The following is a 25,660-nucleotide window of genomic DNA, read 5'->3' on the forward strand; positions in this document are numbered from 1 at the left end:
AAAGCGTATTGGCAGGATAGTTTATAACCGCCTCTGACAGCGCCGCAAAAAACGTCCTTCTGACACTTTATCCACAAAGGGGCGCAGCAACATTGCAGCCTTCATCGCTTCCACTTCGTTAATATGGCAGTCGCCATCGCGAAAGAGCGCCACCATGCCACGAAGTAGATAATCATACAGGGGCGAATTTTTTTCATGAAGCGAACTTTCCATCCGATACTTTTGCAATGCTGTTACCACGGACTCATGGTCTTCCTGCGAAGCGCCGACGCTACTACGGATATAACCCCAGTAATTGACAGTAGTCTTGTTTAACAAATAGAGAAAAGCGTCGCAAAGTTGCTCAAACTCATTTGCCTTAAAGTACACCCGGCGAGTGTAGATATTAAAAAAATCTTGTAGTTCAGTCAGCAACGCCAGCAGACTCTGTTTGCTGTCTACTTGTTCAACAGAGATATTACTTTCCGGTTGGTAGTTAGAATAAATATCCTCGGATGTACAGGAAATATGGCGAGGTGCGCAAAATGGCAGTCGTCGCCAGCCCCTGCGTTCTGGAAAGTAATTGGCACAGTACCAGCTATCTGCATGAGGGATTAATTTCTCTATAAGCCAGCGATATGTCGTCAACGCATCCCAGTAATTACGAGGCCCGATGGCGCCATCTTCCATATTATAGATATCATACCGACTGGGAGGTTGCCAGATTAGCACTACGCGATGATTAGTAAGGCTATTAAAATTAGGGTCGCGGTTGGCTAGTAGTGTGACATGATGCCCTTCGTTCATTACTTCATCTTTATGACGGGTAAAGACCATAATGCGCTCACGGGCAGGATTAAATATCGACCACTCGCCTTCGGTATTCAGATAATCATGATGTTGACAAAAGATGCTGATGCGACCCCATAGCCAGTAAGGAATGGAAATGAGATGAATATTATCACCGAGGGGTGTACTGTTCGAGAAATCAACGGTGCGACAAATCCGGTCAATTTCTTCCATGCGCAGTTTATAGCACATCCAGAACTTATCAAAAGCTTCACAGAGAGATTGAGTTTCATTTAGGGTAAGTACAAGGCGGCAATTACCGATATCACAATAATAATTTTCGCCATGAAGTTCTTTTAAAACCCACGATCTGACTCCCGCCTCCGGTGGGCTACCGACTCCTTCGAAGGCAGAATTTAGCAGGTTAGTCTGACTCATCGTCAGCAAAACATGGCTATAGCGGCCATTACGAAAATCAATAAAACAGGAGAGGGGATTCCCCTTCAGGTTAGGTAAAAACGCCTGAATAAACACGTGATCATTCTGTAGTGTATAGGTATCACCAGTAATGTGTTCATATGGATGCGTGTAATTTCGCCAGGCAGAAGATTCGTTATAGTCCCACAAGCCATAGTTTTTAATATTTAACAGTGCTCGCTCACCATAAAAAAGAGATACCCAGCTCTCGTGACAAAAACGATACAACAGATCTGGGCAATGCAGATTTTTCAGCCAGTCGTGGATCAGTTCCGAATCAAGAAGACGATGTACTATATCCAGTTCCTTAAAAAGAACCTCTTGTTTTTTGTATTCCGTGATTAATTTTGCTGACGCTTTCTCACTGAGGAAAATTTGAAACTCATTGATTTTAACATGCCATTTCTCCCTGTGTTCATTAAAACGATTGATAGTGGATAGATATTGGTTCGTTGTGAATTTTTCACAACGTTTCACTTCGTATAACGAATAAATGTCCTGATTGCCGTGCTGACGATGTGTAAAAATATCCGCCCCAAATTGTGATTGGCCGGAAATGCCAATCGTCATGGCATCAACTATTTCTCCGTTTTTTAGCCGTTTTTTTATGAGTTCACAACAAAATAGTTCAAACGTTTTCGGCTCCATAAGCTCCAGAGGTATATAAGCATCTGCTTTTCCTACTGGTGGCCCCAGCTTAACAATCTGTTGTTCAATAGTATTCAACTGACTCCCTCCGTAATATTGGTGAAGATGACAGATTAGCGACCAATGCTTATATTTATAACAATCTGCGAACTGTATTACACCACTTCCTGTTGCTGTTTTTGCCCGAAAGTGAAATCTTAAGCCCGTGCCTGCAAATTCAGGGGCCGGTATTGGAACCACGAGAAATGTTGGTTACTGCGGAAAAGAAAACCCCGCGCTGGCTAATACGCTTACCCACCGCTGGCCCAAAAGCGGAAGATTGTTTGCTTAAGCGTACGGCTTCGAGCCTGGATAAATCTGACCTTCACGCTACCGCTGATGCTCCTCCGACACATCTCCGATCCAGAAGCCGCCTCGCATTTCGTTTATCCTACCCGCCATAATCCTTTGAACCGCAAAAACAGTTTTCTATTATCTGCCTTCTTAGTGACGCACTTCGTTCCCATCTGCACTGCCCTTCGATGGATAACGGCTTTCTGCCCACATCATTACGAAAAGGAAATCATCATGAATCTGATGAATAATTGCGCACCTCCCGCCATGAATGTTATATTAAAATATAATATTTGGAGGTGCGCTATGTATACAACTCGTCTTAAAAAGGTCGGCGGATCCATCATGCTGGCGGTTCCTCCCGCCGTGCTGAAAATGTTGGAACTCTCGACGGACAGCGAAGTCGGCATGACCATTAATAATGGCTGCCTGATTATCGAACCTAAGAAACGGCCTCATTATTCACTTGAGGAGCTGCTGGCGCAGTGCGATCCGCACGCTGAAATGAGCGAAGAGGATCGGGAATGGATTGATGCGCCTGCGGTGGGTAAGGAGATCCTGTAAGTGGAAAGAGGGGAGATCTGGCTTGTTTCACTGGATCCGATTGCTGGCCACGAGCAAAGTGGTAAACGTCCGGTACTCATCGTATCGAAGGCATCGTTTAACAAGCTGACGCGGCTACCGGTGGTGGTTCCCGTCACCAGCGGCGGAAACTTTGCTCGCACAGCAGGTTTCACCGTTTCCCTGGAAGGGGCGGGGACAAAAACAATGGGCGTTATTCGCTGCGACCAGCTCAGAACTATTGATATGGCTGCCAGGAACGGCATGCGGCTGGAACGTATACCTGACGCTGTGGTAAATGAGGTGCTTGCCAGGCTGGATGCGATTCTGAGTTAACTTCAGAGACGCAGAAAAGCAAAAAGCCTGCTTTAAAAGCAGGCTTTTCTAAATCTGGCTCCTCTGACTGGACTCGAACCAGTGACATACGGATTAACAGTCCGCCGTTCTACCGACTGAACTACAGAGGAATCGTTTGGAACGGGGCGCATATTATCGGGCAGGCTGTGGCTTGTCAAAGCTCTTTTTCACAATTTTTTCTGACTGCTGAATAAAGCGTCAATTGCCCGTCGCGGGCCCGCGCGATGGCGCGAATTAGCGCCAGCACTGCGCCTGATTGTGAGAGATGTCACCAATGCTATGCAAAATTACATTCTGATTTGTCGCTTCTGTCAGATACCTCGCATGTATGATCACAGATATTTCATTTCGCCGTTGTCGCCGCCCAAAACGAAACATATATTCCGGGAAACTCTTCCCCGTGAACCGCAGGTGCAGCATGAACAAAGTCAGAATCGGTATGATTGGCAGTGGATATATTGGGCGTTGTCACGCGATTGCCTACGCGCAGGCACCCACGGTGTTTGCCCTGAAGGGCGAGATTGTGCGCGAGATGCTGGCAGAGGTGAATCCGGCGCTGGCGGCGCAGCAGGCGGCGACGTTTGGCTTTGCCCGTTCGACGGGCGACTGGCGCGAGCTGGTGCGCGATCCGCACATCGACGTAGTCGATATCTGCGCGCCCAATTTCCTGCACAAAGAGATGGCGCTGGAGGCGATTCGCCACGGCAAGCACGTCTACTCCGAAAAGCCACTGTCGCTCTCGGTGGCCGATGCCGAAGAGATGGTGCAGGCGGCGCAGCAGGCGGGGGTGAAAACCCTGGTGGGCTTCAACTACATGAAAAACCCCACCAGCCAGCTGGCGCGGGAGATTATCGCGCGCGGTGAGATCGGCGAAGTGGTGCACTTTTACGGCACCCATAACGAAGATTACCTGGCGCGCGCGGAGACGCCGCTCGACTGGCACTGCCAGAAAGCGCTGGCCGGTCTCGGCGCGCTTGGCGATCTGGCGGCGCATATCGTCAACATGGCGCACTATCTGGTCGGTGATATTGATGAGGTGAGCGGTGACATGATGACGGTGATCAAACAGCGACCGGATCCGAAGGCGCCGTCACGTCTGCTGCCGGTGGAAAATGAAGATCAGGCCAGCGCGCTGCTGCGCTTTAAAAATGGTGCGCACGGCGTGATTGAAACCTCGCGTATCGCCTGCGGCAGCAAGATGGGGCTGACTTATGTGGTGACCGGCACCAAAGGCACGCTGCGCTACACGCAGGAGCGCATGGCTGAGCTGGAACTGTATCTGCACGACGATCCGGCGGGTCGCCAGGGCTTTAAAACCATTCTCACCGGTCCGGCGCACCCCGATTACGCCAGCTTCTGCGTCTCGGCTGGCCACGGCATCGGTTTTAACGATCAGAAAACGGTCGAGATTCGCGATCTGATCAACGGCATCGCCGCCGGCGATCGCATGTGGCCGGATTTTGCCGAAGGGCTGCAGGTGCAGAAGGTGCTGGAAGCGGTGGCGATTTCCGCCGTGGAGCGCCGCTGGATGAAGGTGTGATGCAGAGCGTCAGCCGCAGACGCACGTAACCGCTCGCCATGAATGGCGACCCTACACGGTGCGTGCAGGGATGGCGAGCCTCACAGGGTGCGCATTTATGCGCACCGGGATAATGCAGAAATTTTCCAAAGATTACGCCAGCAACGCACACTGCGGCGGCAGGCGGCAGCTCAACGCGCCGGGCTGCACCTCAATCACAAACTCGCTGCCGGACAGCGGTTCGCCGTCGAGGTTAAAGGTCATCTCATGCGGTGAACGGATGGTCAGTGACGTCAGCTGTGCCGCGACAATGTTCGGGTTTTCGTCGTCGCGCGTCAGCGAGTGCAGCAGCGTTGGCAGCAGCTCCTGGGCGGTGACGATGCTGAGATTAAGTTGTCCGTCATTGATCAGCGCTTCCGGACACAACCGCTGTCCGCCACCGGCCTGACGGCCATTGCCAATGCCAATCACCAGCGCGTCACCCTGCCAGTGAAAGCCCGGTCCGCTGATTTCGCAGCTGTCCGGCTTCAGCGCATCAACGCGCATCAGGCCATGAATAAAATAGGAGACGCCGCCCAGCGCCGATTTCAGTTTCTCCGGCGTTTCCGTCGTGATGCGCGTGCCAAAACCGCCGGTCGCCATGTTGATGAAGTAACGGTCGCCGTTCACCCGCGCCAGATCGATGGCCGTGGCTTTGCCCAGCACTGCCAGTCGCAGTGCCGCTTCCATTTCTGCCGGGATACCGGCGCTGGTAGCAAAATCGTTGGCGGTGCCAAGCGGTAAAATCCCCAGCACCGGCCGCTGCGCTGGCGGCAGGGCGGCCAGCGCGGTGGCAATCTCATTGATGGTGCCATCGCCGCCGCCAGCCACCACGGTTTCCGCCTGCAGCTGCAGCGCTTCCTGCACGTAGCGGTCACCGTCGCCTTTTTCCCAGGTCACGCGCACCGCCAGGTTAAAGCCTTCGTCGCGCAGGGTATTCACGGCGGCACGCAACTCTTCATTGCCTGCACCTTTTCCATTCAGAATCAGCAAAGTGAGGGGTTTATTTTGCATTATCGCTTCCCTGATGAGTAAGACAGAGCTGTGGTTATAGCATAGCTGCGGCGGGAACTTTATCGGCGAACGATGAAAAAAAGAAAACCCGCACGGGGGAGCCGGGCGGGTGAATGAGGTGGTTCCTGGTACTACCTGCTGTTTGTTGTTACTCGTTAGCAGCAGGCGCGATTCTAAAGCGCGGCGAAGCGGCGGTCTGTGATCCTGTTCTAACTTCGCCGTTTTCTTTTCATTTAGTGCGATTTTTACCGTGCGGATCGTAAGTGCTGTTACCGTCGGTAAAATTACGCAGCAGCAGCGCATAGGCCAGATCGACCCCCTCCGGCACGCAGATCCAGACGCGATGACCGTCGCCCGGAGCGACCTCAACCGCGGTACCCTTGTCATTCTGCATCGCCTGCAGCGTGCAGTTGAGATTGCCGTCCGGCGTCATGATCTCCACGCTATCGCCCAGCATGAATTTGTTCTTCACCGCCACCTGCGCCCACGTACCGCGCCGCTCACCGGTAAATTCACCAACAAACTGCTGACGCTCCGAAATGGAAAAACCCTGCTCGTAGTTTTGATAGCTGTCATGGGTGTGGCGACGCAAAAAACCTTCGGTATAGCCGCGGTGCGCCAGCCCTTCCAGCGTCTCCAGCAGTGCCGGATCGAAAGGTTTGCCGGCGGCCGCATCGTCGATTGCGCGGCGGTACACCTGCGCGGTGCGCGCACAGTAGTAGAACGATTTGGTGCGGCCCTCAATTTTCAGCGAATGCACGCCCATCTGGCTCAGGCGTTCGACGTGCGCCACCGCGCGCAGATCTTTCGAGTTCATGATGTAGGTGCCGTGCTCATCTTCGAACGCGCTCATCACCTCGCCTGGCTTCATCTTCTCTTCCAGCAGGAATACCCGGTCGGTAGGCTGACCGACGCCGAGCGTCGCGGGCTGCACCGCAACCGGCTGATGAAAGCCAACAATGTTGCCGACCTCATCCTGCTGGCCTTCGGCCACGTTATATTCCCAGCGGCAGGCGTTGGTACAGGTGCCCTGATTGGGATCGCGCTTATTCAGATAGCCAGAGAGCAGGCAGCGGCCGGAGTAGGCCATGCACAGCGCGCCGTGAACAAAGATTTCAATCTCCATCTCCGGTACCTGCTGGCGAATTTCGGCGATCTCCTCCAGCGACAGCTCGCGCGACAGAATCACGCGCGTCAGCCCCATCTGCTGCCAGAACTTTACCGTGGCCCAGTTCACCGCGTTAGCCTGCACCGACAGGTGAATCGGCATCTGCGGGAAGGCGTCGCGCACCAGCATGATCAGGCCGGGATCAGACATGATCAGCGCATCCGGCTGCATTTCGATGACCGGCGTCAGATCGCGGATAAAGGTTTTCAGCTTGGCGTTGTGCGGGGCAATATTCACCACCACGTAAAACTTCTTGCCGAGCGCGTGCGCCTCGCTGATGCCTTTGGCGAGGTTTTCATGGGTGAATTCGTTATTGCGCACGCGCAGGCTGTAGCGCGGCTGGCCGGCATACACCGCGTCGGCGCCGTAGGCAAAGGCGTAACGCATATTTTTCAGCGTGCCTGCCGGCGAAAGCAGTTCGGGTTTAAGCATGGGGAGTTCTCACTGATGTCAGGTCAGCATGCCATCACGGATGGCACGTGCAGCGGCCGCGTCAGGCGGCCCTGCAAAAGGTGGGGAATTGTAGGCAGGGCGACACCAGATGTAAATTGACCTGGATCAATCCAAGCGGTTACAGCAGGCGGCCAACATCTGCTTCCCAGCGATATCCCATGCCGTACACGGCGCGAATAAACGGCTGTTCGGCATCAAGGTTCTCCAGCTTGCGCCGCAGGTTCTTGATGTGGCTGTCAATGGTGCGATCGGTGACCACGCGATAGTCGTCATACAGATGGTTCAGCAGTTGCTCGCGCGAAAACACTTTGCCCGGCTCCAGCGCCAGGGTTTTCAGCAGGCGGAACTCGGCGGGCGTCAGCTCCAGCGGCTGTTCGCGCCAGCTGGCCTGAAAACGCCCTTCGTCGATCAGCAGATGCGAGGCCAGCTGCGCCTCTTCTGGCGAACGTTTCACCCGGCGCAGAATGGTTTTCACCCGCGCCACCACTTCACGCGGGCTGAAGGGTTTGCAGATATAGTCGTCAGCGCCAATCTCCAGCCCGAGCAGGCGATCAATCTCTTCCGTGCGTGCGGTCACCATGATAATCGGCAGCTCGGAGAAGCGGCGAATTTCCCGACACAGCGTCAGGCCGTCACGGCCCGGCAGCATCAAATCCAGCAGCATCAGGTCTGGCGGCGTTTGTTGCACATAACTCAGTACCGCGTTGCCATCGGCGAGATGGTGCGTGCGGTAGTTTGACGCCTGCAGATAATCAATCATCAGCTGCGCCAGTTTGGGTTCGTCTTCCACAACAAGAATCAGGGGATCGCTATTTTCCGTGCTCATAAAGGGTGTCTAGTGAGGAACATACGGCAAGTTTAGCGTGATTTTCAGCCCACCTAAATCAGAGTCGGCCGCATTAATGCTGCCGTCATGCGCCTCAACAATATTCTTGCAGATCGCCAGACCGAGCCCGGAGCCGCCGCTGGCGCGATTGCGCGAGCTTTCGGCGCGGAAGAAGCGCTCAAACAGCTGTGCCTGCTGCTGGCGCTCGACGCCCGGTGCGCTATCGGCAAACTGCAGCTGCCACTGCTCGCCGCTGAGCTGCATACTGAGCTGCACCGTGCCGCCGGCATCGGTGTAGCGCAGGCTGTTTTCCAGCAGGTTAGTAAACAGCTGCATTAGCCGGTCCGGATCGCCAAAGCTGCTGGCCTGCGCCGGCAGCATCAGGCTGAGCGTCAACCCCCGGCTGCGATAGCGTTCGCCAAAACTGCCCGCCACCACCTCCAGCAGACTGACCAGATCCACCGGCTGTTTGCGGTAGGCGAGGGCGCCAGCGTCGGAGAGCGACAGCTGGTGCAGGTCTTCCACCAGCTGGGTCAGCAGCGCGACTTCACTCTGCAGCGAACTGATGGCGTCGGGCGTCAGCTTGCGCACGCCATCCTGCATCGCCTCCAGCTCACCGCGTAAAATCGCCAGCGGCGTACGCAGCTCATGGGAAATATCGGCCATAAAGGCGCGCCGGTTGCTCTCATTTTTCTCCAGCGAGCGCGCCAGCTGGTTGAAGTCGCGCGCCAGCTGACCAATTTCGTCGCTGCTGCCGACCTGCACCCGGGTGGTAAATTTGCCCGCCGCCAGCTGATGGGTGCCGTCCACCAGCCGTTTCACCGGCGCCAGCAGGCCGCGCGCCAGCAGCCAGGTGACCAGCGCGGCCAGCAGCGTGGTGAGGCCGACAATCAGCCAGCTGGTCTGGCGCTGCTGATGGTCAAAGTTGATATCGGTGCTGCGCGTCAGCCGCTCGGCGGGCGAGGCAATCACCCAGCCAACAATCTTGCCGTTACTGGTGGTGATATTGCGGCGCGAACCTTCCGGCGGCACCGGCGAGCGCGGGCCGGACAATATTTTGTACTGTTGATCGATAATCCAGAACTGGGTGCGCCAGCCGTGCGGCGGCAGCTGAGTGCCGCTGCCGGGGTTCTGTTCCAGCGAGCGCAGAATGGTGAAAATCAGCCGGTCGTTGTTACGCAAAAAATCCCAGCTACCGTGCTGTTCGTATTGATCGGCCAGCGCATCGCTCAGCAGCGTCAGGCGCTGCTCGTTGCCCTTTTTGATGTAATCGACAAAGCCATGCTCAAAGCTGAGGCGCACGCCCCAGTGCATGGTGATGATCACCAGCATGCAGGTGGAAAAAATCGCCATAAACAGTTTGGCGCTGATGCCGAGTTTTACCGGCTGCTTCATCCTTTTCTCCTGCCTCTCAGGTCCACGTTTTTACTCACATCGGCGGGCACGCGCCAGAACACCAGCGCCGGCAGCGCAATCACCAGCGCCATGCACAAATAGGTGTACATAAAGGTTTGATGGGTCGCGGCGCTGTCGCTCACCGCTCCATGGCCGAAAGCGCCGAGCAGCAGACCGGCCACGGTGACGCCGATACTCATCGACAGCTGCATGATCATCGACAGCAGGCTATTGCCGCTCGAGGCCAGCTCGTCCGGCAGTTCTTTCAGCGTCAGGGTATTCATGGACGAAAAGCGGATGGCATTGACCATGCCCTGCAACAGCAGCACCACGGGCAGCAGCCAGATCCAGCCGAGCAGCGCCACCACGGGAAACAGCAGCACCACCAGCGCCAGCGCCAGCGTGCCGCCCACCAGCGCGTTACGATAGCCAAACAGATTTACGATGCGCACCACCACGCGTTTGATGCCCATGTTGCCCAGCACCATCGGGATCATCATCAGCCCGGCGTGGAACGGGCTAAAGCCGAGGCCCACCTGCAGAAAAATCGGCGTCATAAACGGCAGCATGCCGCTGCCGATGCGGCCGGTGAAGCTGCCGAGCAGGCCGATGGCGTATATGCGGTTGTCAAACAGCTTCAGGCTAAACAGCGCGTTATCGTTGTTGCGACCGTGCATCAGGTAGAACAACAGGGAAAACACCCCCAGCAGAATCAGCAGGCACAGCAGCAGCGGTGAGCCGCCGGCGCTGCGCTGGCCGTCGAGCGCCAGCGTCAGCGTAGCCATGCCGACCGCCAGCAGCACAAAACCGAGGAAGTCAAAGCGTCGCGTCTGCATGGTGTAGTTCGGCATCAGCAGCAGCGTAGCAATGGCACCGATGATGCCGACCGGAATGTTAATCAGGAAGATCCAGTGCCAGCTGGCATACTCCACCAGAATGCCGCCCAGCGCCGGGCCGAGCAGCGGGCCAATCTGGCCGGGCAGGGTGACAAAGGTCATGGCCGACATGTACTGCTCACGCGGCACGATCTTCATCACCGTCAGCCGGCCGACCGGCACCATCATCGCGCCGCCGATGCCCTGGACCACGCGCGCCATCATCAGCTGGTCGAGTGAGGTGGCGAAGGCACACAGCAGCGAACCGAGGCTAAACAGCACGATGGCGCAGAAGAAGATGTTGCGCACGCCAAAGCGGTCTGCCAGCCAGCCGCTGAGCGGCAGCGTGACCGCCACGGTAAGCACGTAGGAGACAATCACCGAGTGCATATGCAGCGGGCTGACGTTGAGATCGTGGGCCATCGCCGGAATCGCGGTGTTCACAATGGTGGTATCCAGCGTCTGCATAAAAAAGCCGAAGGCCACAATCCACAGTTGCCAGCGGACGGTGGCGGTTTGTGCGTTCATGGTCATCCCGTGTTAACAGTTTCATCAGCCGCAGGTCGCGTAGCGGCGCGATTTATCGCGCGTTGAATTGCGCCGCTACGCTTAGTGCAGGTATGACGTTATGGCTCCGTTATCAACCGCGGCTGCTTTTTCCGACGGCGCAGTTTATCCATCATCAGGTACACCACCGGTGTGGTGTACAGCGTCAGCAGCTGGCTCATCACCAGCCCACCGGCAATGGTGATGCCCAGCGGCTGGCGCAGCTCCGCGCCGTCCCCGCTGGTCAGCACCAGCGGCAGCGCACCAAACAGCGCCGCCAGCGTGGTCATCAGAATCGGGCGGAAACGCAGCTGGCACGCCTGGAAAATGGCGTCGCGCGCCGACAGATTGCCGTTGCGCTCCGCCTCCAGCGCGAAATCCACCATCATGATGGCGTTCTTTTTCACGATACCGATCAGCAGCAGGATGCCGATCAGCGCAATCAGGCTGAACGGCGTATTAAACAGCTGCAGCGCCAGCAGCGCGCCGACGCCCGCCGAGGGCAGGGTAGAGAGAATCGTCAGGGGATGCACGTAGCTCTCATACAGAATGCCGAGCACGATATACACCGCGGCAATCGCCGCCAGCATCAGCCACAGCTGGTTCGACTGCGAATCCTGAAATACCTGCGCAGTGCCGGCGAAGCTGCCGCGCACGCTGGACGGCACGCCAATCGCCGTGATGGTGCGGTCAATGGCCTCTGACGCCTGCGACAGCGAGACCCCTTCCGGCAGGTTAAACGAGATGGTCGAGGCCGCCGACAGCCCCTGATGGTTGACCGACAGCGGCGCGTTGGCCGGCTGCCATTTGGCAAACCAGCTCAGCGGAATCGCTTTGCCGTCACTGTTGATCACGAACATCTGATCCAGCGCGCTGACATCCTGGGTATAGCGCGGATCCACCTCCATCACCACTTTGTACTGATTCAGCGGCTGGTAGATGGTGGAGATTTGCCGCTGGCCGAAGGCGTTATTCAGCAGCGCATTGGCCGCCGACACGTCGATGCCGAGGCGCGCCATGCTTTCGCGATCGTAAGTCAGCGCCATTTCGCTGCCGTTGTCCTGCTGATCCGAATTCACATCGGCCAGCTCTGGCAGCGCGGCAAACGCCTGGCGGATTTTCGGCTCCCACTCACGTAAATCGGCGAGGTTATCCGACAGCAGGCTGTACTGGTAGCTGGCGTTCGATTCGCGTCCGCCGACGCGAATATCCTGCACCGCATTGAGGTAGAGGTTGGCACCCGGTTCTTTCGCCAGCTTCACGCGCAGGCGGGCGATCACTTCCTGCGCGCTTTCGCTGCGTTCTGACAGCGGCTTGAGTGACACAAACATCGAGCCGCTGTTGGTGCGCGAGCCGCCGGTGAAGCCGGTGACGTTATCGACCGCCGGGTCAGCCTTGATGATATTCATGAAATCCTGCAGCTTGCCGCGCATCGCCTGAAACGAAATGCTCTGATCGGCGGAGATAAAGCCGTTGAGACGGCCGGTATCCTGCTCGGGCATAAAGGTTTTCGGGATGGCGATAAACAGCCAGATGGTCAGCCCGACGGTGCCGAGCAGCAGCAACAGCACCCAGATCGCGTGGTTCAGCACCCAGCCCAGCGAGCGCGCATAGCCCTGCTGCACCGCCAGCAGCACGCGGCCAAATCCGCGCGTGCGCGGCTGGCTGCGCTTCGCCTGCGGTTTCAGCAGATACGCGCACATCATTGGCGTCAGGGTGATGGAGATAAACAGCGAGATGAGAATCGCCACCGACAGCGTGATGGCAAACTCCGAGAAGAAGCGACCAATAATACCGCCAATCATCAGCAGCGGCAGGAACACCGCAATCAGCGACAGGCTCATCGACAGCACGGTAAAGCCCACCTCGCGCACCCCGGTGAGTGCCGCCTGCAGCGGCTTCATGCCGGCTTCGACGTGACGCGCGATGTTCTCCAGCACCACGATGGCGTCATCCACTACAAAGCCGGTGGCGATGGTCAGCGCCATCAGCGACAGGTTATTCAGGCTGAAGCCGCACAGGTACATGGCGGCGAAGGTACCAATCAGCGATACCGGTACCGCCGCCGCCGGAATCAGCGTGGCGCGGCCGTCGCGCAGGAAGAAAAACACCACCAGAATCACCAGCGCCACGGCGATCACCAGCGACTGCTCCACTTCGTGCAGCGAGGCGCGGATAGTGGGCGAGCGGTCCTGGGCGATTTGCAGGTCGATGGCCGCCGGAATCACCTCATGCAGCTCCGGCATTTCCGCCCGGATGCGGTCGACGGTATCGATAATGTTGGCGTCTGGCGACTTGCGCACCACCAGTAGCACCGCTGGTTTACCGTTGGTCATCCCGGCGTTGCGCACGTCCTGCACCGAATCCTGCACGTTCGCCACATCGCTCAGCCGTACCGCCGCGCCGTTGTTGTAGTGCACCACCAGCGGCTGGTAGACGCTGGCGGTTTGCAGCTCATCGTTGGTCCGTACCTGCCAGCGCTGCTGGGTATCGTCGATGGCACCCTGCGGACGGCGCTGGTTGGCGTTGCTGATGGCGGTGCGCACCGCATCCAGCGACACGCCCTGATTAAACAGCGCCTGCGGATTGAGGTCGACGCGCACCGCCGGCAGCGAACTGCCGCCCACCGTGACATCGCCAACGCCATCAATCTGCGACAGCTTCTGCGCCAGTTGCGTCGACGCGTAATCATACAGCTGACCGGGATTATAAATATCCGAGGTCATGGTGAGGATCATGATCGGCGCATCGGACGGGTTGGCTTTGCGGTAGGTTGGACGATTGGGCATGCCGGTCGGCAGCAGGCTCTGGGCGGCATTGATCGCCGCCTGCACGTCGCGCGCCGCGCCGTTGATGTCGCGGTCGAAATCAAACACCAGGATGATGCGCGTGCTGCCCAGCGAGCTGGTGGAGGTCATTTCACTGACGCCGGCAATGCGGCCCAGCGAGCGCTCCAGCGGCGTGGCGACCGAGGCCGCCATGGTTTCCGGCGACGCGCCGGGCAGCGAGGCCGAGATCAGAATCACCGGGAAATCCAGCTGCGGCAGCGGCGCCACCGGCAGCAGACGGAAGCCAAGAATGCCCGCCAGCGCAATCGCCAGCGTCAGCAGCGTGGTGGCAACCGGCCGATGGATAAACAGGGCGAAAAACTTCACGACTGCGCCTCCGTGCCTTTCAGACGCCGGCGCGTGGCGTGGGCAAGGCGATCAAACAGCAGATAGATCACCGGGGTGGTAAACAGCGTCAGCACCTGGCTCAGCACCAGGCCACCGACCATGGCGATGCCGAGCGGACGACGCAGCTCCGCGCCGACGCCGGTGCTGAGCATCAGCGGCAGCGCGCCAAGCAGCGCCGCCAGCGTGGTCATCAGAATCGGCCGAAAGCGCAGCAGACAGGCCTGATAGATCGCCTCACGCGGCGCCATGCCCTGTTCACGCTCGGCGGCCAGCGCGAAGTCGATCATCATGATGGCGTTCTTCTTCACGATACCGATCAGCAAAATGATGCCGATGATGGCGATGATATCCAGCTCGTTGCCGCTCAGCATCAGCGCCAGCAGCGCACCAACGCCGGCGGTGGGCAGCGTCGACAGAATGGTAATCGGGTGGATGAAGCTCTCATACAACACGCCGAGCACGATATACATCGCCACTACCGCCGCGACGATCAGCCAGATGGTGCTGGTCAGCGCCGCTTCAAACGCCAGCGTGCTGCCCTGGAACTGCGTCATCATCTCTGCCGGCATGCCGACCTGATCTTCCGCCGTGGTGATCGCCTGCAGCGCATCGCCGAGCGAGTAGCCGTGCGCCACGTCAAACGAGAAGGTGGCCGACGGGAACTGGTCGAGATGATTAATGCTCAGCGCAGCGTGGCGCTCTTCGACTTGCGCGATGGCGCTGAGCGGCACGCTGCCGCCGTCGCTGCTGTTCAGGCGAATAGCGTCGAGGCTGGCGAGACCGGGGGTTTGCGTGTTGTCCTGCTCCAGCACCACGCGATACTGGTTGGCCTGGGTGTAAATCGTTGAGATCAGGCGCTGGCCAAAGGCGTTGTACAGCGCGTTATCAATGTCGGCCATGCTGATGCCGAGCCGGCTGGCGCTGTCGCGATCGACGCGCACAAAGGCTTCCAGCCCCTGATCCTGCCAGTCGCTGCTGACGTTGCGCAGCTGCGGCAAGGTGTTGAGCTGTGCCAGCAGTTTCGGCACCCAGCTGCCCAGCGACTCCAGCGAACCCGACTGCAGGGTAAACTGGTACGGCGTGCGGCTCGCCTGGGTATCAATGGTCAGGTCCTGTACCGGCTGCAGCCACAGCGACACGCCGGGCAGGCGATCGATCGCCTGCTGCAGCCGCTGCTGCACTGCCGGAATACGATCGTCACGCTGGTCCAGCGGTTTCAGGTTGATTTGCAGCCGCGCGCTGTTGAGCGCCGCGTTGGTGCCATCCACGCCGACGAACGAGGTCAGGCTCTGCACCGCCGGATCTTTCATAATGATCGACGCCACGTCGCGGGTGCGCTGCGCCATACTGGCGTAAGAGACCGACTGCGGCGCCTGCAGCGTGCCCTGAATGATGCCGTTGTCCTGCTGCGGGAAGAAGCCCTTCGGAATCACCACCCACAGCAGCACCGTCAGCAGCAGCGTGCCAAGCGCCACCGACAGCGTCAGCCACGGATGGCGCAGCACGCGCGTCAGCCAGCGGCCATAGCCGGCAATCACCTTATCGAACATCGCCTCGCTGGCGCGGGAGAAGCGGTTCTGCCTGCGCAGCGATTCGGCGCTCAGCATGCGCGCGCACATCATCGGCGTCAGCGTCAGCGAGACCACCGCCGAGATCAGAATCGCCACCGCCAGCGTCACGGCGAACTCGCGGAACAAACGGCCAATCACGTCGCCCATGAACAGCAGCGGAATCAGCACCGCGATCAGCGAGAAGGTAAGGGAGATAATGGTGAAGCCAATCTCACCGGCACCTTTCAGCGCGGCGGTCATCGGCTTTTCGCCTTTTTCGATGTAGCGCGAGATGTTCTCGATTACCACGATGGCGTCATCGACCACAAAGCCGGTGGCGATGGTCAGCGCCATCAGCGTCAGGTTATTGATCGAAAAGCCAAGGAAATACATGGCGGCAAAGGTGCCGACCAGCGACAGCGGCACCGCGACTGCCGGAATAATGGTGGCCGGGACATTGCGCAGAAACAGATAGATGATCATCACCACCAGCCCGATGGCCAGCATCAGCTCATGCTGAGTATCCGCTACTGAGGCGCGAATGTTGGTAGTGCGATCGGTGAGCAGTTTGACGTCAACCGACTTCGGCAGCGTGGCGGTCAGCGACGGCAGCAGTGCGCGGATGCTGTCAGCGGTGGCGATAATATTGGCACCCGGCTGGCGCTGCACGTTCAGCACAATCGCCGGCTCACGGTTGGCCCAGGCACCCAGCCAGCTGTTTTCTGCGCCCTGTTCAACCGTGGCGACGTCGCCCAGCCGCACCGGCGCGCCGTTGCTGTAGCTGACGATCAGCTTGCGGTAATCCTCCGCGGAGGTCATCTGGTCATTGGCTGACAGCGTGATGGAGCGCGTTGGGCCATCAAGACTGCCTTTCGCCGAATTGACGTTGGCGTTGCTGATGGCGGTGCGCACCGTCTCGCTGGTAAGGCCGAGGGCCGCCAGCGCCTGAGCGTTCATCTTCACCCGCACTGCCGGGCGCTGGCCGCCGGAGAGCGTGACCAGACCGACGCCGGAGACCTGGGAAATCTTCTGCGCCACCCGCGTCTCCACCATGTCCTGCACCTGCGTCAGCGGCATGCTGGTGGTGGTAACGGCCAGCGTCATGATTGGCGGATCGGCCGGATTCACTTTGCTGTACACCGGCGGATTTGGCAGATCGTTAGGCAGCAGGTTAGTGGCAGAGTTGATCGCCGCCTGCACTTCCTGTTCGGCAACGTCGAGCGCCAGCGTCAGCTGGAACTGCAGCGTAATCACCGAGGCACCGCCGGAGCTTTGCGACGCCATTTGCTTCAGGCCGGACATCTGCCCGAACTGACGCTCCAGCGGCGCGGTAATCGACGAGGTCACCACATCCGGGCTGGCGCCGGGATAGAGCGTGACGACCTGAATGGTCGGGTAATCGACTTCCGGCAGCGCGGAAACCGGCAGGAAGCGATAGCCCAGCACGCCGGCCAGCAAAATTGCGATCATCAGCAGCGTGGTGGCCACCGGGCGCAGAATAAACTGGCGTGACGGGCCGCCGCTGGCGTCGGGAGGCATCACCTGCATTATTGACGTTCTCCGCGAGCCGGTTGCGCCGCGCGCGTGCTGTGCGTGGCGGTACTCTGTGCGGCGACAATTTCCACCGTGGTGCCTTCGGTCAGGCGGTCGAGACCGTCGGTGACCACGCGCTGACCGGCCTGCAGCCCGGCATCAATCACCACTTTCTGGCTATCCTGCAGCCCGGCGGTGACGCGTTTCTTACTCACTTTGTTATCGCTGTTCACCACCCAGACAAAGTGGCCGTCGTTGCTCATCTGCAGCGCGGCGGTCGGAATCACCACTGCGTTTTGCAGCGTATCCACCTTCAGCCGGGCATTAACAAACTGATTGGGAAACAGGGCGTCGTCCTGATTGCTGAAGCGCGCCTTGAGTTTAATGGTGCCGGTGGTGACATCGATCTGGTTATCAATGCTCAGCAGCGCACCCGTGGTCAGCAGGGTTTTATTGCTGCGATCCCAGGCTTCAACCGGCAGCGGCTGACCGCTTTTCTGGGCTTTCAGGATCTGGCTGATGTTGTTCTCGGCAACGCTGAACACCACGTCAATCGGGTGCGTCTGGGTGATCACCACCAGACCATTGGTATCGCCGGCGGTAATGTAGTTGCCGACATCCACCTGCTTCAGCCCGACGCGTCCGGCAATCGGCGCGGTGATGCGGCTGTAGGTCAGATTGAGCTGCGCGCTGGCCACATTGCCTTCGTCGGCTTTGATGGTGCCGAGAGTTTCGCTGACCAGCGAGCGCTGCGTATCCAGCTCCTGCTGCGACACCAGTGAGGTTTTTGCCAGTTTTTCGTAACGGCTTAGGTCGCGGCGCGCGTTAGCCAGCGTCGCCTGATCTTTGGCCAGCTGGCCCTGTGCCTGGGTGAGCGCTACCTGCCATGGGCGGGGATCGATTTCTGCCAGCAGCGCGCCGGCCTCCACCTGCTGACCTTCCGTGAAGTGCAGCGCCATCAGCTGGCCATCGACCCGGCTGCGCACCGTAACGGTGTTGGCCGCGGTGACGGTGCCAAGTCCGCTAAGGTAATAGGGCACGCTTTCGGTGGTCGCCGTTGCGGCCTGCACCGGTGCCAGCGGACGGCGTCCACCGCCGTTGTTGCCACCGCGTCCGTGATGCGGCTGGCCATCAGCCTGGGTAGCCTGTGCAGGCTCGGCCGGATGCTGCCACCAGTAATAAGCGCCTGCCAGCGCAGCCAGCACCACCACGCTAATCAGGCCTGTTTTTAATCGTTTATTCATTGCTCTGTGTGCTCTCCGGCGGTTTCGTTTTCCCCACATGCGCGCGCAAACGAACCGCGGCGCAAACGAAATGATTGTAGTCGCCCGGGTCGGGCAAAAATTGAAGGAATTAAGAATATCGCCCCGGGCACGCTAAGTATTCATATTCAGTAAATATTTTGGCAGCAATACGCATAAGCGTGACTTTTTCCTTTGCTAAGCTGAATGACAGACCAGTCTCGTTTCACTAAGGAGGATCACATGCGTCAACACAAAACCCGTCAGCTGGGCGACAGCGGTATCAGCGTGCCGCTGCTGACGTTTGGCGGCAACGTTTTTGGCTGGACGGTCGATGAAAAAACCTCGTTTTCACTGCTCGACGCGCTGGTGGAAAAGGGGCTGTTCTTCATTGATACCGCAGACGTTTACTCACGCTGGGCGCCGGGCAACGCCGGCGGTGAATCGGAAACCATCATCGGTAAGTGGCTGAAAAAAAGCGGTAAGCGCGACAGTATCGTGCTTGCCACCAAGGTAGGCATGGAGCTGACGCCGGAGAAAACCGGGCTAAAACCGGCCTATATCCGCCAGGCCGTGGAAGATTCGCTGCGCCGCCTGCAGACGGATGTCATCGATCTCTATCAGGCGCACCGTGATGATGACAGCACGCCGCTGGTGGAGACGCTGAAAGCCTTCGACTCGCTGATCAAAGAGGGCAAAGTGCGGGCAATCGGTGCGTCCAACTACAGCGCGCAGCGCCTGCAGGAAGCGCTCGACATCAGTAAGCAGGAGGGACTGGCGCGCTATGAAACCCTGCAGCCGGAGTACAACCTGTACGATCGTCAGGAGTATGAAAGCGGACTGGAGCAGGTGGCGGTGACAAACGGTCTCGGCGTGATTAACTACTACTCGCTGGCCAGCGGTTTCCTGAGCGGGAAATACAAAAAGCCGGAAGACGCCAGCAAAAGCGCGCGCGGCCAGGGCATTGTAGAAAAATATCTCAACGAGCGCGGTAAGCGCATCATTGAAGCGCTGGAAGATGTCGCGGCCTCGCACGACGCCTCGGCTACACAGGTGGCGCTGGCGTGGCAGATTGCGCGACCGAGCATCACGGCACCGATTGTCAGTGCCACCTCGCTGCAGCAGCTGGATGAGCTGGTGAAAGCCACTGAGCTGGAGCTCAGCAAGCAGGAGATTGAAGAGCTGGCCAGCGCCAGCAAGCCGTAACGCGAAGCGGGACGCTGCGGCGTCCCGTCACGTAATAATTTTTTCGCCACGCAAAAAATGCCTTTTTCCTCCAGAACATATCCATTCATCGATCGCTGTCACAATTGCGTTAAGTCACTGTCACCTTTGCACTCACTGCGCACAGATTTGCAAAAACTGACATAACCTCAGCATTATTCTCTGCCCGTTCCTCTCCGGAAATTCACAGAAGAATAATCATCATGAACAGAAAAAAAGCAGTGCAGCATATGCCTCGCCTGGCAGCGGGCACCCTGATGTTTGCCATGTTGAGTGCGTCGGCGGTGGCAGCCGATGCGTTCAGCTACGATTCCCCCTACATGTTTGGCGACTGGGGCGGTAACCGAACGCAGCTGGAAAACGACGGCGTGAAGTTCGACGTTAACTACACCATGGAAAGTGCCTCGAACCTGGGCGGCGGTGCCGATACCAACACCTCGATGCGCTACAGCGATCAGTGGGCGTTTGGCCTGAATCTTGACCTGCAAAAACTGCTCGACTGGCAGGATGCGCAGTTCCAGATGACCATTACCGACCGTAACGGTCGCAACATCTCCGATCAGGTGGCAGACCGCCGTACCGGCATGCTGTCATCGGTGCAGGAAGTGTACGGACGTGGCCAGACCTGGCGTCTGACGCAGTTCTGGCTCAGCAAAGGGCTGTTTGATAACACTGTCAACCTGAAAGCCGGTCGCGTCACCGTCGGGGAAGATTTCGACAACTTCGACAGCAAGTTCCAGAACCTTGCATTCGGCAGCGGCCAGGCGGGTAACTGGCGCGGCGACCGCTGGTTTAACTGGCCGGTTTCCCAGTGGGGCGGCCGCGTGAAGGTTAACTTCACGCCGGAAGTGTTCTTCCAGGTGGGCTTCTACAACCAGAACAGTGCCAACTACGATCGCGGTGACGGTTTCCGTCTGGATACCAGCAACTCCGAAGGCAACCTGGTGCCGGTGGAACTGGGCTGGAAGCCGACCTTCGGGCCGGCCAACCTGCCGGGTAACTACCGCATTGGTTACTACTACTCGTCGGCCAACGGCGATAACTACGGCAGCTGGCGCGATGGCGCTTATCAGAGCAAGGATCACGCCTACGGCGGCTACGTGCTGTTACAGCAGCAGCTGACCGCGCAGGGCGGCGATGCCAGCCGGGGTCTGGGCGTGACGGTGCAGGCGGTGATGAACGATCACAAAACCTCGAAAACCGACAACTATCAGTCGATCAGCTTTACCTGGAAAGGGCCGTTTGATGCGCGTCCGCAGGATGAGATTGGCGTCGGCGCGGCGCGTATTCACGTTAACAGCGCGTATACCCGTTCGCTGCGTCAGCAGAATGATGCCAACGGCGAAACTGATTTCGACAGCCCAACTTATCTGCCGATTCAGGATGGTTCCGAGTACAACTACGAGGTTTATTACAATGCGCAACTGACCAAATGGCTGCAGCTGCGTCCAAACCTGCAATACGTGGTGGCACCGGGTGCGGTGAGCGAAGTGAAAGATGCGTTTGTGGGTGGGATCAGTGCGAACGTGAATTTCTAATCTGGCAGAATGTGTGACTTTTCCCTCTCCCTTTGGGAGAGGGCAGGGTGAGGGGAAAATCGCACGGAGATGTCTGGCCCTCACCCTAACCCTCTCCCGCAAGCGGGAGAGGGAATTATCTGAACATCACTTCGGCCCAGCGGGCGAGGCCGGCGGTGACCGAGCCGAAATCATCGCCGCTGGCGATGGGCGTGTCGGGCAGTGCCTGCTGCAGCGCGGCGCGCAGTATCGGCGAACGGGCACTGCCGCCGGTGAGGTAAATCACCTCCGGATGGGTGTCACAACTGGCCAGCGCCAGCTGCACCTGCTCAAGAATGCGCGCCAGCGGCTGGTTGATCGCCTCTTCCAGCTGCGCGGCGCTGATCTCCGCCTGCAGCGTTTGCGCAATAAACGCCAGCGAGGCTGCGGTCTCGCGCTCCTCGGAGAGCGCAATCTTGCTCTCTTCCGCCGCGCGCACCAGCCGGTAGCTTAGCTTCTGCTGCCAAACTTTCAGCAGATGTGCGACTTTATCGCCCTGTTCGGCATCACGCACCAGATCGCGCAGCAGCTTACCGCTGGCAGCCGAGTAGAAGTCGCTTTGTGCCGGCACATCGTTAATCGCCACCGCGTTCCACCACGGCAGCGCGGGCAGGGCAGTGCCCTTCAGCGTGTTACCGCCCAGACCCAGCAGCGGCATCAGCGTTTTGAACGCCAGCATGATATCGAGGTCGTTACCGCCGACGCGGCAGCCGCTGTGGCCAAGCAGGCTGGCACGGCGATCGGACTGATTACGCCACTGCGGACCCATCAGCAGCATGGAGCAGTCGGTGGTTCCGCCGCCGATATCCACCACCAGCACGCGTGTCTCCTGCTGCAGCGTGGCTTCAAACTCCAGACCGGCGGCAACCGGCTCGAACTGAAACTCGACGTCGCGGAACCCGGCACGCTGTGCGGCACGCAGCAGAATGCCCTGCGCCTGCTGGTTGGCGTCGTCACCGCCCAGCCCCTGGAAGTTGATTGGCCGGCCAATCACCGCCTGGTCAATCGGTTGATCGAGCTGGGTTTCACCCTGCTGGCGAATGTGCAGCATCATGGCGCACACCAGATCTTCAAAGAAGGCGATCTGCTGGGGTTTCAGGCCGCTGGCGCCGAGGAACGACTTCGGTGATTTGACGAACCACACCTCTTCCGGGTCGACCATATAGTGCTGCAGCGCGGTCAGACCAAACTGCACGCTGGCAGGCGTTACCTCGATATCCTCTTCGCGGTTATAACGCAACGCGCGCTGCAGTAGCGCGGTGCTTTCGCTGTCTGGCGTGGGGATTTGATGGTGGCGGTGCAGCCATTCACTGATGGCTTCGCGCGTGGGCGCGCAAATCATGGAGGGAAGCAGGCGCTGACCGTTTTCCAGTGTCAGTAACCGCGGTGTGCCGCTATCCGTTACCGCGATGGAACAGTTAGCCGTGCCGTAGTCGAATCCGATAAACATTGTATCCCCCATGCCAGAAAAAAGGGGGCGACTTTAGCGCAGCCAACGCGGGCTGGCAATGGGCAGCGCCGCAGTTTATCCCTGAACTTCCTGGTAAACCTGATACTGGCCGCGTCCGGCGTGTTTGGCGCTGTAACAGGCGACATCGGCCTGCGACATCACCACATTGCTGATGCAGTTATGCTGATCGATTTGCGTGATACCGGCGCTGGCACCGACGTGATACGGCCGGTCCTGCCAGATAAAAGTAAAGTCATGCACCGCGCTGACGATGCCCTGCACCACCTCGCGCACCTGGTCAACATTGCTGTAGGGCAGCAGCAGGCCAAATTCGTCACCGCCGAGGCGCGCCAGCACATCGCTATTGCGCAGGTGCTGTTGCATGAGATCGGCCAGTGCGCGCAGCAGCGCATCGCCAGCGGCATGGCCGGCGGTATCGTTGACCGCTTTAAACTTATCCAGATCGATAAACACCAGCACGTGCTCGCTGTGATGCACGGCGGCGTCATTCACCAGTCGCTTCAGCTGCTGTTCAAAGTTGTGACGGTTCGGCAAACGCGTCAGCATATCGTGAGAGGCGCTGTAGCTCAGGCGTTTCATCATGCGGCGCGACTCGCTGACGTCATGAATGACCATTACGGCACCAATGTCGCTGCCGGTCAGGGTTTTCAGCGGCGTGATGCTGTAGTGAATCTCGACCTGGGCACCATCCGGGGTATGCAACACCAGCTCTTCTTCCAGGTCCGGTGTGGTTTTGCTGGCGGGCAGGCTGCACAGCAACAGATTCTCCACGCGCGGCCCCTGCGCACCACGCGTAATCGTCAGCAGTTCGCTCAGCGCCACGCCAGCCGCTTTCGCCTGCGGCCAGCCGCTCAGCGTCTCGGCCACCGGATTCATGAAGGTCACCCGCATCTCATCGTCAGTACAAATCACCGCTTCACCGATCGAGTCGAGGGTGATCGCCATACGTTCCTTCTCCTGGTACAGCGCTTCATTCAGCGTACGCAGCGAGGTGATGTCCTGGCAAATGCCCAGCATGCGTTCGATCTGCCCATCCTTGCTGATAATGCTATTGGCCTCGGAGCGCACGTAGCGCACGCCCTGCGGCAGATTGATGCGGTACTCCAGCTGGAAGGCGCTGCGGCGTTCAATCGCCTGCTGAATGGTGAGCGCGGCCGCTTCACGTTCCTGAACATCGACCAGATGCAGCCACAGGTCGTAGCTCGGTACCCGGTGCGGCTCCAGCGCAAATAACTCGTACATGCGCTTGTCCCATAACATCTCGCCGTTTAGCAGGTTCCACTCCCACACGCCGATGCCGCCCGCTTCGTTGGCCAGCGTGATGCGCTCCATCAGTCGCTGGTTGACCTGCTCGCTCTGCTTCAGCTCGGAGATATCCACAATCTGCGCGATAAAGTAGAGCGGGTGCAGCTGCGCATCACGCACCATCGAGACCGTGAGGCGCGCCCAGACGATCTCGCCATCTTTACGGAAATAGCGCTTTTCCAGGGTATAGGTCAGGATCTCACCGGCGATCAGCCGCTCCAGCTGCTGCAGGTCGCTGTTGAGATCGTCCGGATGGGTGATCTGCTGGAAGGTGAGTTTTTTCAGCTCTTCCGCCGCGAAGCCCAGCGTGCGGCACAGCGACTGGTTGACCTGCTGCCAGCCGCCTTCCGGTGATACCAGCGCCATGCCGATGGCGGAATACTCCATGGCGTTGCGGAAGCGGGTTTCGCTTTCGCTGATGTGGTGCTTTTCACGCTGGAAGGCATCCATCACCAGCGACATCACGTGGCTCGGCAGCAGCACCAGCAGAAACGGCAGCCAGGTGCTGACCTGGCCGAGCAGCAGATCGTTGCGCGCCAGGTTGACCCAGTCGAGCGCCAGCAGCAGCGAGATAAAGCTGGCGTTAAGGAAAAACAGCAGAAAGGCTTCGAATTTGGGCAGGCGCACCGCGCACCAGAACAGAATCACCACGATAAAGGTAAACGGCCACGGCAGGAAGCGCAGCGCCAGATAGCTGGCCAGCAGCGTGACCATCAGCGTGAGCAGCGTCTCCAGCTGACGTTCCGGCGTGATCAACTGGCGCAGCGGTTTATCAGGCCACAGCAGCAGCACCGGACCGAAGGCCAGCACGCCAATCACTTCAGAGATCACCCAGGTGGAGAAAAACGGCAGCGAGGCGTGGCCGTCAACGTGCAGCATCCATAGCGCCACGACGCCGCCCAGCAGCGGCGCGATCAGGCCCGCAGCCAGCGCAAAGCGTATCCAGTCGGCCAGTGAGTTGAGCGGGGCTTTGCGGTCGAGCAGCGCGCGCAGCATCAGCCCGCCGAGGATGGCCTGCACCATATTAAGGATGGCGAATTTGACATTGCTCAGGGCCGGGCCGATCACCAGCAGATTGGCCAGCGCCGTGCCGAGCACGCAGCTGGCCAGCAGCAGCGGTACCTGTCGCGAGGGGGCGCGGAACACCACGACGGTCATTAACGCGGTGGAGTACCAGAGCGGGGAAATGCGGCCGCTGACAACAATCAGTTCCAGACAGAACAGCGTCAGTAAAAATGCCAGCGCGCAAAGCAGCAGGGCGCTGAGCCACTTTTTTTGCGGATTATCCTGCGAGGTTAATATCTCAAGAGTCATGCACGAATCCAGCAGCGCGCATTGATTACTCGAAGAAAAATGCGCCAGTCAATCTCTTAATCCATGCTAGCACATCTGTCAGATATCTTTGTGCGGAAATGTTTTTTTGCGGCCTGCATCCAGGTGCGCATGAATGCGCACCCGACAAAAACGGTGAACGGTTTAGGGTGTCGACACCCTGCACCAGAACTGTCGTAGGGGCGCCATTCATGGCGACCAGGTTGTACAATGCACTCAGCGAAACCAGGTGCGCATGAATGCGCACCCTACAAAAACGGTGAATGGTTTAGGGTGTTGGCATCCTGCACCAG

General features: G+C 58.6%; 16 protein-coding genes and 1 tRNA gene. 5 read left to right on the forward strand and 12 right to left on the reverse strand.

The genetic code is table 11. The features are described 5' to 3' along the window. Window positions 1–21: 21 nt before the first annotated feature. A complete protein-coding gene (locus tag ABVR31_RS07100) occupies window positions 22–1,971 on the reverse strand; it encodes a hypothetical protein (RefSeq protein ID WP_372772234.1) in 1,950 nt (649 codons plus the stop codon). 561 nt (window positions 1,972–2,532) lie between these two features. Between ABVR31_RS07100 and ABVR31_RS07105 the strand changes: the two genes are divergently transcribed. Both ABVR31_RS07105 and ABVR31_RS07110 read left to right on the forward strand, forming a co-directional pair. Next, window positions 2,533–2,790: an AbrB/MazE/SpoVT family DNA-binding domain-containing protein gene (locus ABVR31_RS07105; protein WP_200547907.1), complete on the forward strand. Its 258-nt coding sequence runs from the start codon at window positions 2,533–2,535 to the stop codon at window positions 2,788–2,790. Further along, window positions 2,791–3,123 (forward strand): type II toxin-antitoxin system PemK/MazF family toxin, encoded by a 333-nt coding sequence (locus ABVR31_RS07110; RefSeq protein ID WP_058780342.1) that lies wholly within the window; start codon window positions 2,791–2,793, stop codon window positions 3,121–3,123. A 55-nt stretch (window positions 3,124–3,178) separates the two neighbouring features. On the opposite strand, the gene ABVR31_RS07115 is transcribed toward ABVR31_RS07110, so the two are convergent. Next, window positions 3,179–3,254 (reverse strand) — tRNA-Asn (locus tag ABVR31_RS07115). Between the two features lie 308 nt (window positions 3,255–3,562). Between ABVR31_RS07115 and ABVR31_RS07120 the strand changes: the two genes are divergently transcribed. Then, complete coding sequence (locus tag ABVR31_RS07120; RefSeq protein ID WP_104188475.1) at window positions 3,563–4,684, forward strand: Gfo/Idh/MocA family protein; 1,122 nt, start codon at window positions 3,563–3,565, stop codon at window positions 4,682–4,684. Window positions 4,685–4,816: 132 nt separating this feature from the next. Here ABVR31_RS07120 and yegS read toward each other — a convergent pair whose 3' ends face one another. The 8 genes from yegS to ABVR31_RS07160 form a co-directional block, all read right to left on the reverse strand. Then, complete coding sequence (gene yegS / locus ABVR31_RS07125; protein ID WP_058757280.1) at window positions 4,817–5,716, reverse strand: lipid kinase YegS; 900 nt, start codon at window positions 5,714–5,716, stop codon at window positions 4,817–4,819. A 229-nt stretch (window positions 5,717–5,945) separates the two neighbouring features. After that, window positions 5,946–7,316: a tRNA 5-hydroxyuridine modification protein YegQ gene (gene yegQ / locus ABVR31_RS07130; RefSeq protein ID WP_372772236.1), complete on the reverse strand. Its 1,371-nt coding sequence runs from the start codon at window positions 7,314–7,316 to the stop codon at window positions 5,946–5,948. Between the two features lie 139 nt (window positions 7,317–7,455). Next, window positions 7,456–8,163 carry a two-component system response regulator BaeR gene (gene baeR, locus ABVR31_RS07135; protein WP_031280058.1) on the reverse strand — a complete coding sequence of 236 codons (708 nt, stop codon included), beginning with the start codon at window positions 8,161–8,163 and terminating at the stop codon, window positions 7,456–7,458. Between the two features lie 9 nt (window positions 8,164–8,172). Next, window positions 8,173–9,558 (reverse strand): two-component system sensor histidine kinase BaeS, encoded by a 1,386-nt coding sequence (gene baeS / locus ABVR31_RS07140; RefSeq protein ID WP_372772238.1) that lies wholly within the window; start codon window positions 9,556–9,558, stop codon window positions 8,173–8,175. Beyond that, entirely contained in the window at window positions 9,555–10,961 is a 1,407-nt protein-coding gene (gene mdtD, locus ABVR31_RS07145; protein WP_125309722.1) for a multidrug transporter subunit MdtD, read from the reverse strand. The genes baeS and mdtD overlap by 4 nt, the downstream gene beginning before the upstream one ends. Window positions 10,962–11,059: 98 nt before the next feature. Next, window positions 11,060–14,134 (reverse strand): multidrug efflux RND transporter permease subunit MdtC, encoded by a 3,075-nt coding sequence (mdtC, locus tag ABVR31_RS07150; RefSeq protein ID WP_021509313.1) that lies wholly within the window; start codon window positions 14,132–14,134, stop codon window positions 11,060–11,062. Continuing rightward, on the reverse strand, window positions 14,131–17,253 hold the full coding sequence (locus ABVR31_RS07155; RefSeq protein WP_262264448.1) for an MdtB/MuxB family multidrug efflux RND transporter permease subunit: 3,123 nt from the start codon (window positions 17,251–17,253) through the stop codon (window positions 14,131–14,133). Before ABVR31_RS07155 ends, mdtC begins: the two co-directional genes overlap by 4 nt. Further along, entirely contained in the window at window positions 17,253–18,482 is a 1,230-nt protein-coding gene (locus tag ABVR31_RS07160) for an MdtA/MuxA family multidrug efflux RND transporter periplasmic adaptor subunit (protein WP_372772241.1), read from the reverse strand. The genes ABVR31_RS07155 and ABVR31_RS07160 overlap by 1 nt, the downstream gene beginning before the upstream one ends. A gap of 240 nt (window positions 18,483–18,722) precedes the next feature. On the opposite strand from ABVR31_RS07160, the gene ABVR31_RS07165 reads away from it, so the two are divergent. Together ABVR31_RS07165 and ABVR31_RS07170 are read left to right on the forward strand one after the other, a co-directional pair. Continuing rightward, the gene (locus tag ABVR31_RS07165) at window positions 18,723–19,685 is read left to right on the forward strand and encodes an aldo/keto reductase (protein ID WP_104188470.1); all 963 of its coding nucleotides are present in this window, start codon (window positions 18,723–18,725) and stop codon (window positions 19,683–19,685) included. A gap of 221 nt (window positions 19,686–19,906) precedes the next feature. Further along, window positions 19,907–21,241 carry a carbohydrate porin gene (locus ABVR31_RS07170; RefSeq protein WP_021509317.1) on the forward strand — a complete coding sequence of 445 codons (1,335 nt, stop codon included), beginning with the start codon at window positions 19,907–19,909 and terminating at the stop codon, window positions 21,239–21,241. A 115-nt stretch (window positions 21,242–21,356) separates the two neighbouring features. Here the strand turns inward: ABVR31_RS07170 and yegD are convergent, their stop codons facing one another. Beyond that, window positions 21,357–22,709: a molecular chaperone gene (gene yegD, locus ABVR31_RS07175; protein ID WP_372772244.1), complete on the reverse strand. Its 1,353-nt coding sequence runs from the start codon at window positions 22,707–22,709 to the stop codon at window positions 21,357–21,359. A gap of 75 nt (window positions 22,710–22,784) precedes the next feature. Continuing rightward, window positions 22,785–25,349: a diguanylate cyclase gene (locus tag ABVR31_RS07180; RefSeq protein WP_372772246.1), complete on the reverse strand. Its 2,565-nt coding sequence runs from the start codon at window positions 25,347–25,349 to the stop codon at window positions 22,785–22,787. Window positions 25,350–25,660 lie beyond the last annotated feature (311 nt).

Origin of the sequence: Pantoea sp. WEP (genome assembly GCF_041678305.1) — a bacterium.
Taxonomy (GTDB): domain Bacteria; phylum Pseudomonadota; class Gammaproteobacteria; order Enterobacterales; family Enterobacteriaceae; genus Pantoea; species Pantoea dispersa.

What these genes read in the sequence shown, in the direction of transcription:
- ABVR31_RS07155 (WP_262264448.1), bottom strand. Translation starts at nt 17,253, where the DNA reads ATGCAGGTGATGCCTCCCGACGCCAGCGGCGGCCCGTCACGCCAGTTT.
- ABVR31_RS07160 (WP_372772241.1), bottom strand. Translation starts at nt 18,482, where the DNA reads ATGAATAAACGATTAAAAACAGGCCTGATTAGCGTGGTGGTGCTGGCT.
- ABVR31_RS07165 (WP_104188470.1), top strand. Translation starts at nt 18,723, where the DNA reads ATGCGTCAACACAAAACCCGTCAGCTGGGCGACAGCGGTATCAGCGTG.
- yegS (WP_058757280.1), bottom strand. Translation starts at nt 5,716, where the DNA reads ATGCAAAATAAACCCCTCACTTTGCTGATTCTGAATGGAAAAGGTGCA.
- baeR (WP_031280058.1), bottom strand. Translation starts at nt 8,163, where the DNA reads ATGAGCACGGAAAATAGCGATCCCCTGATTCTTGTTGTGGAAGACGAA.
- ABVR31_RS07170 (WP_021509317.1), top strand. Translation starts at nt 19,907, where the DNA reads ATGAACAGAAAAAAAGCAGTGCAGCATATGCCTCGCCTGGCAGCGGGC.
- ABVR31_RS07120 (WP_104188475.1), top strand. Translation starts at nt 3,563, where the DNA reads ATGAACAAAGTCAGAATCGGTATGATTGGCAGTGGATATATTGGGCGT.
- yegD (WP_372772244.1), bottom strand. Translation starts at nt 22,709, where the DNA reads ATGTTTATCGGATTCGACTACGGCACGGCTAACTGTTCCATCGCGGTA.
- mdtD (WP_125309722.1), bottom strand. Translation starts at nt 10,961, where the DNA reads ATGAACGCACAAACCGCCACCGTCCGCTGGCAACTGTGGATTGTGGCC.
- baeS (WP_372772238.1), bottom strand. Translation starts at nt 9,558, where the DNA reads ATGAAGCAGCCGGTAAAACTCGGCATCAGCGCCAAACTGTTTATGGCG.
- ABVR31_RS07180 (WP_372772246.1), bottom strand. Translation starts at nt 25,349, where the DNA reads ATGACTCTTGAGATATTAACCTCGCAGGATAATCCGCAAAAAAAGTGG.
- ABVR31_RS07105 (WP_200547907.1), top strand. Translation starts at nt 2,533, where the DNA reads ATGTATACAACTCGTCTTAAAAAGGTCGGCGGATCCATCATGCTGGCG.
- yegQ (WP_372772236.1), bottom strand. Translation starts at nt 7,316, where the DNA reads ATGCTTAAACCCGAACTGCTTTCGCCGGCAGGCACGCTGAAAAATATG.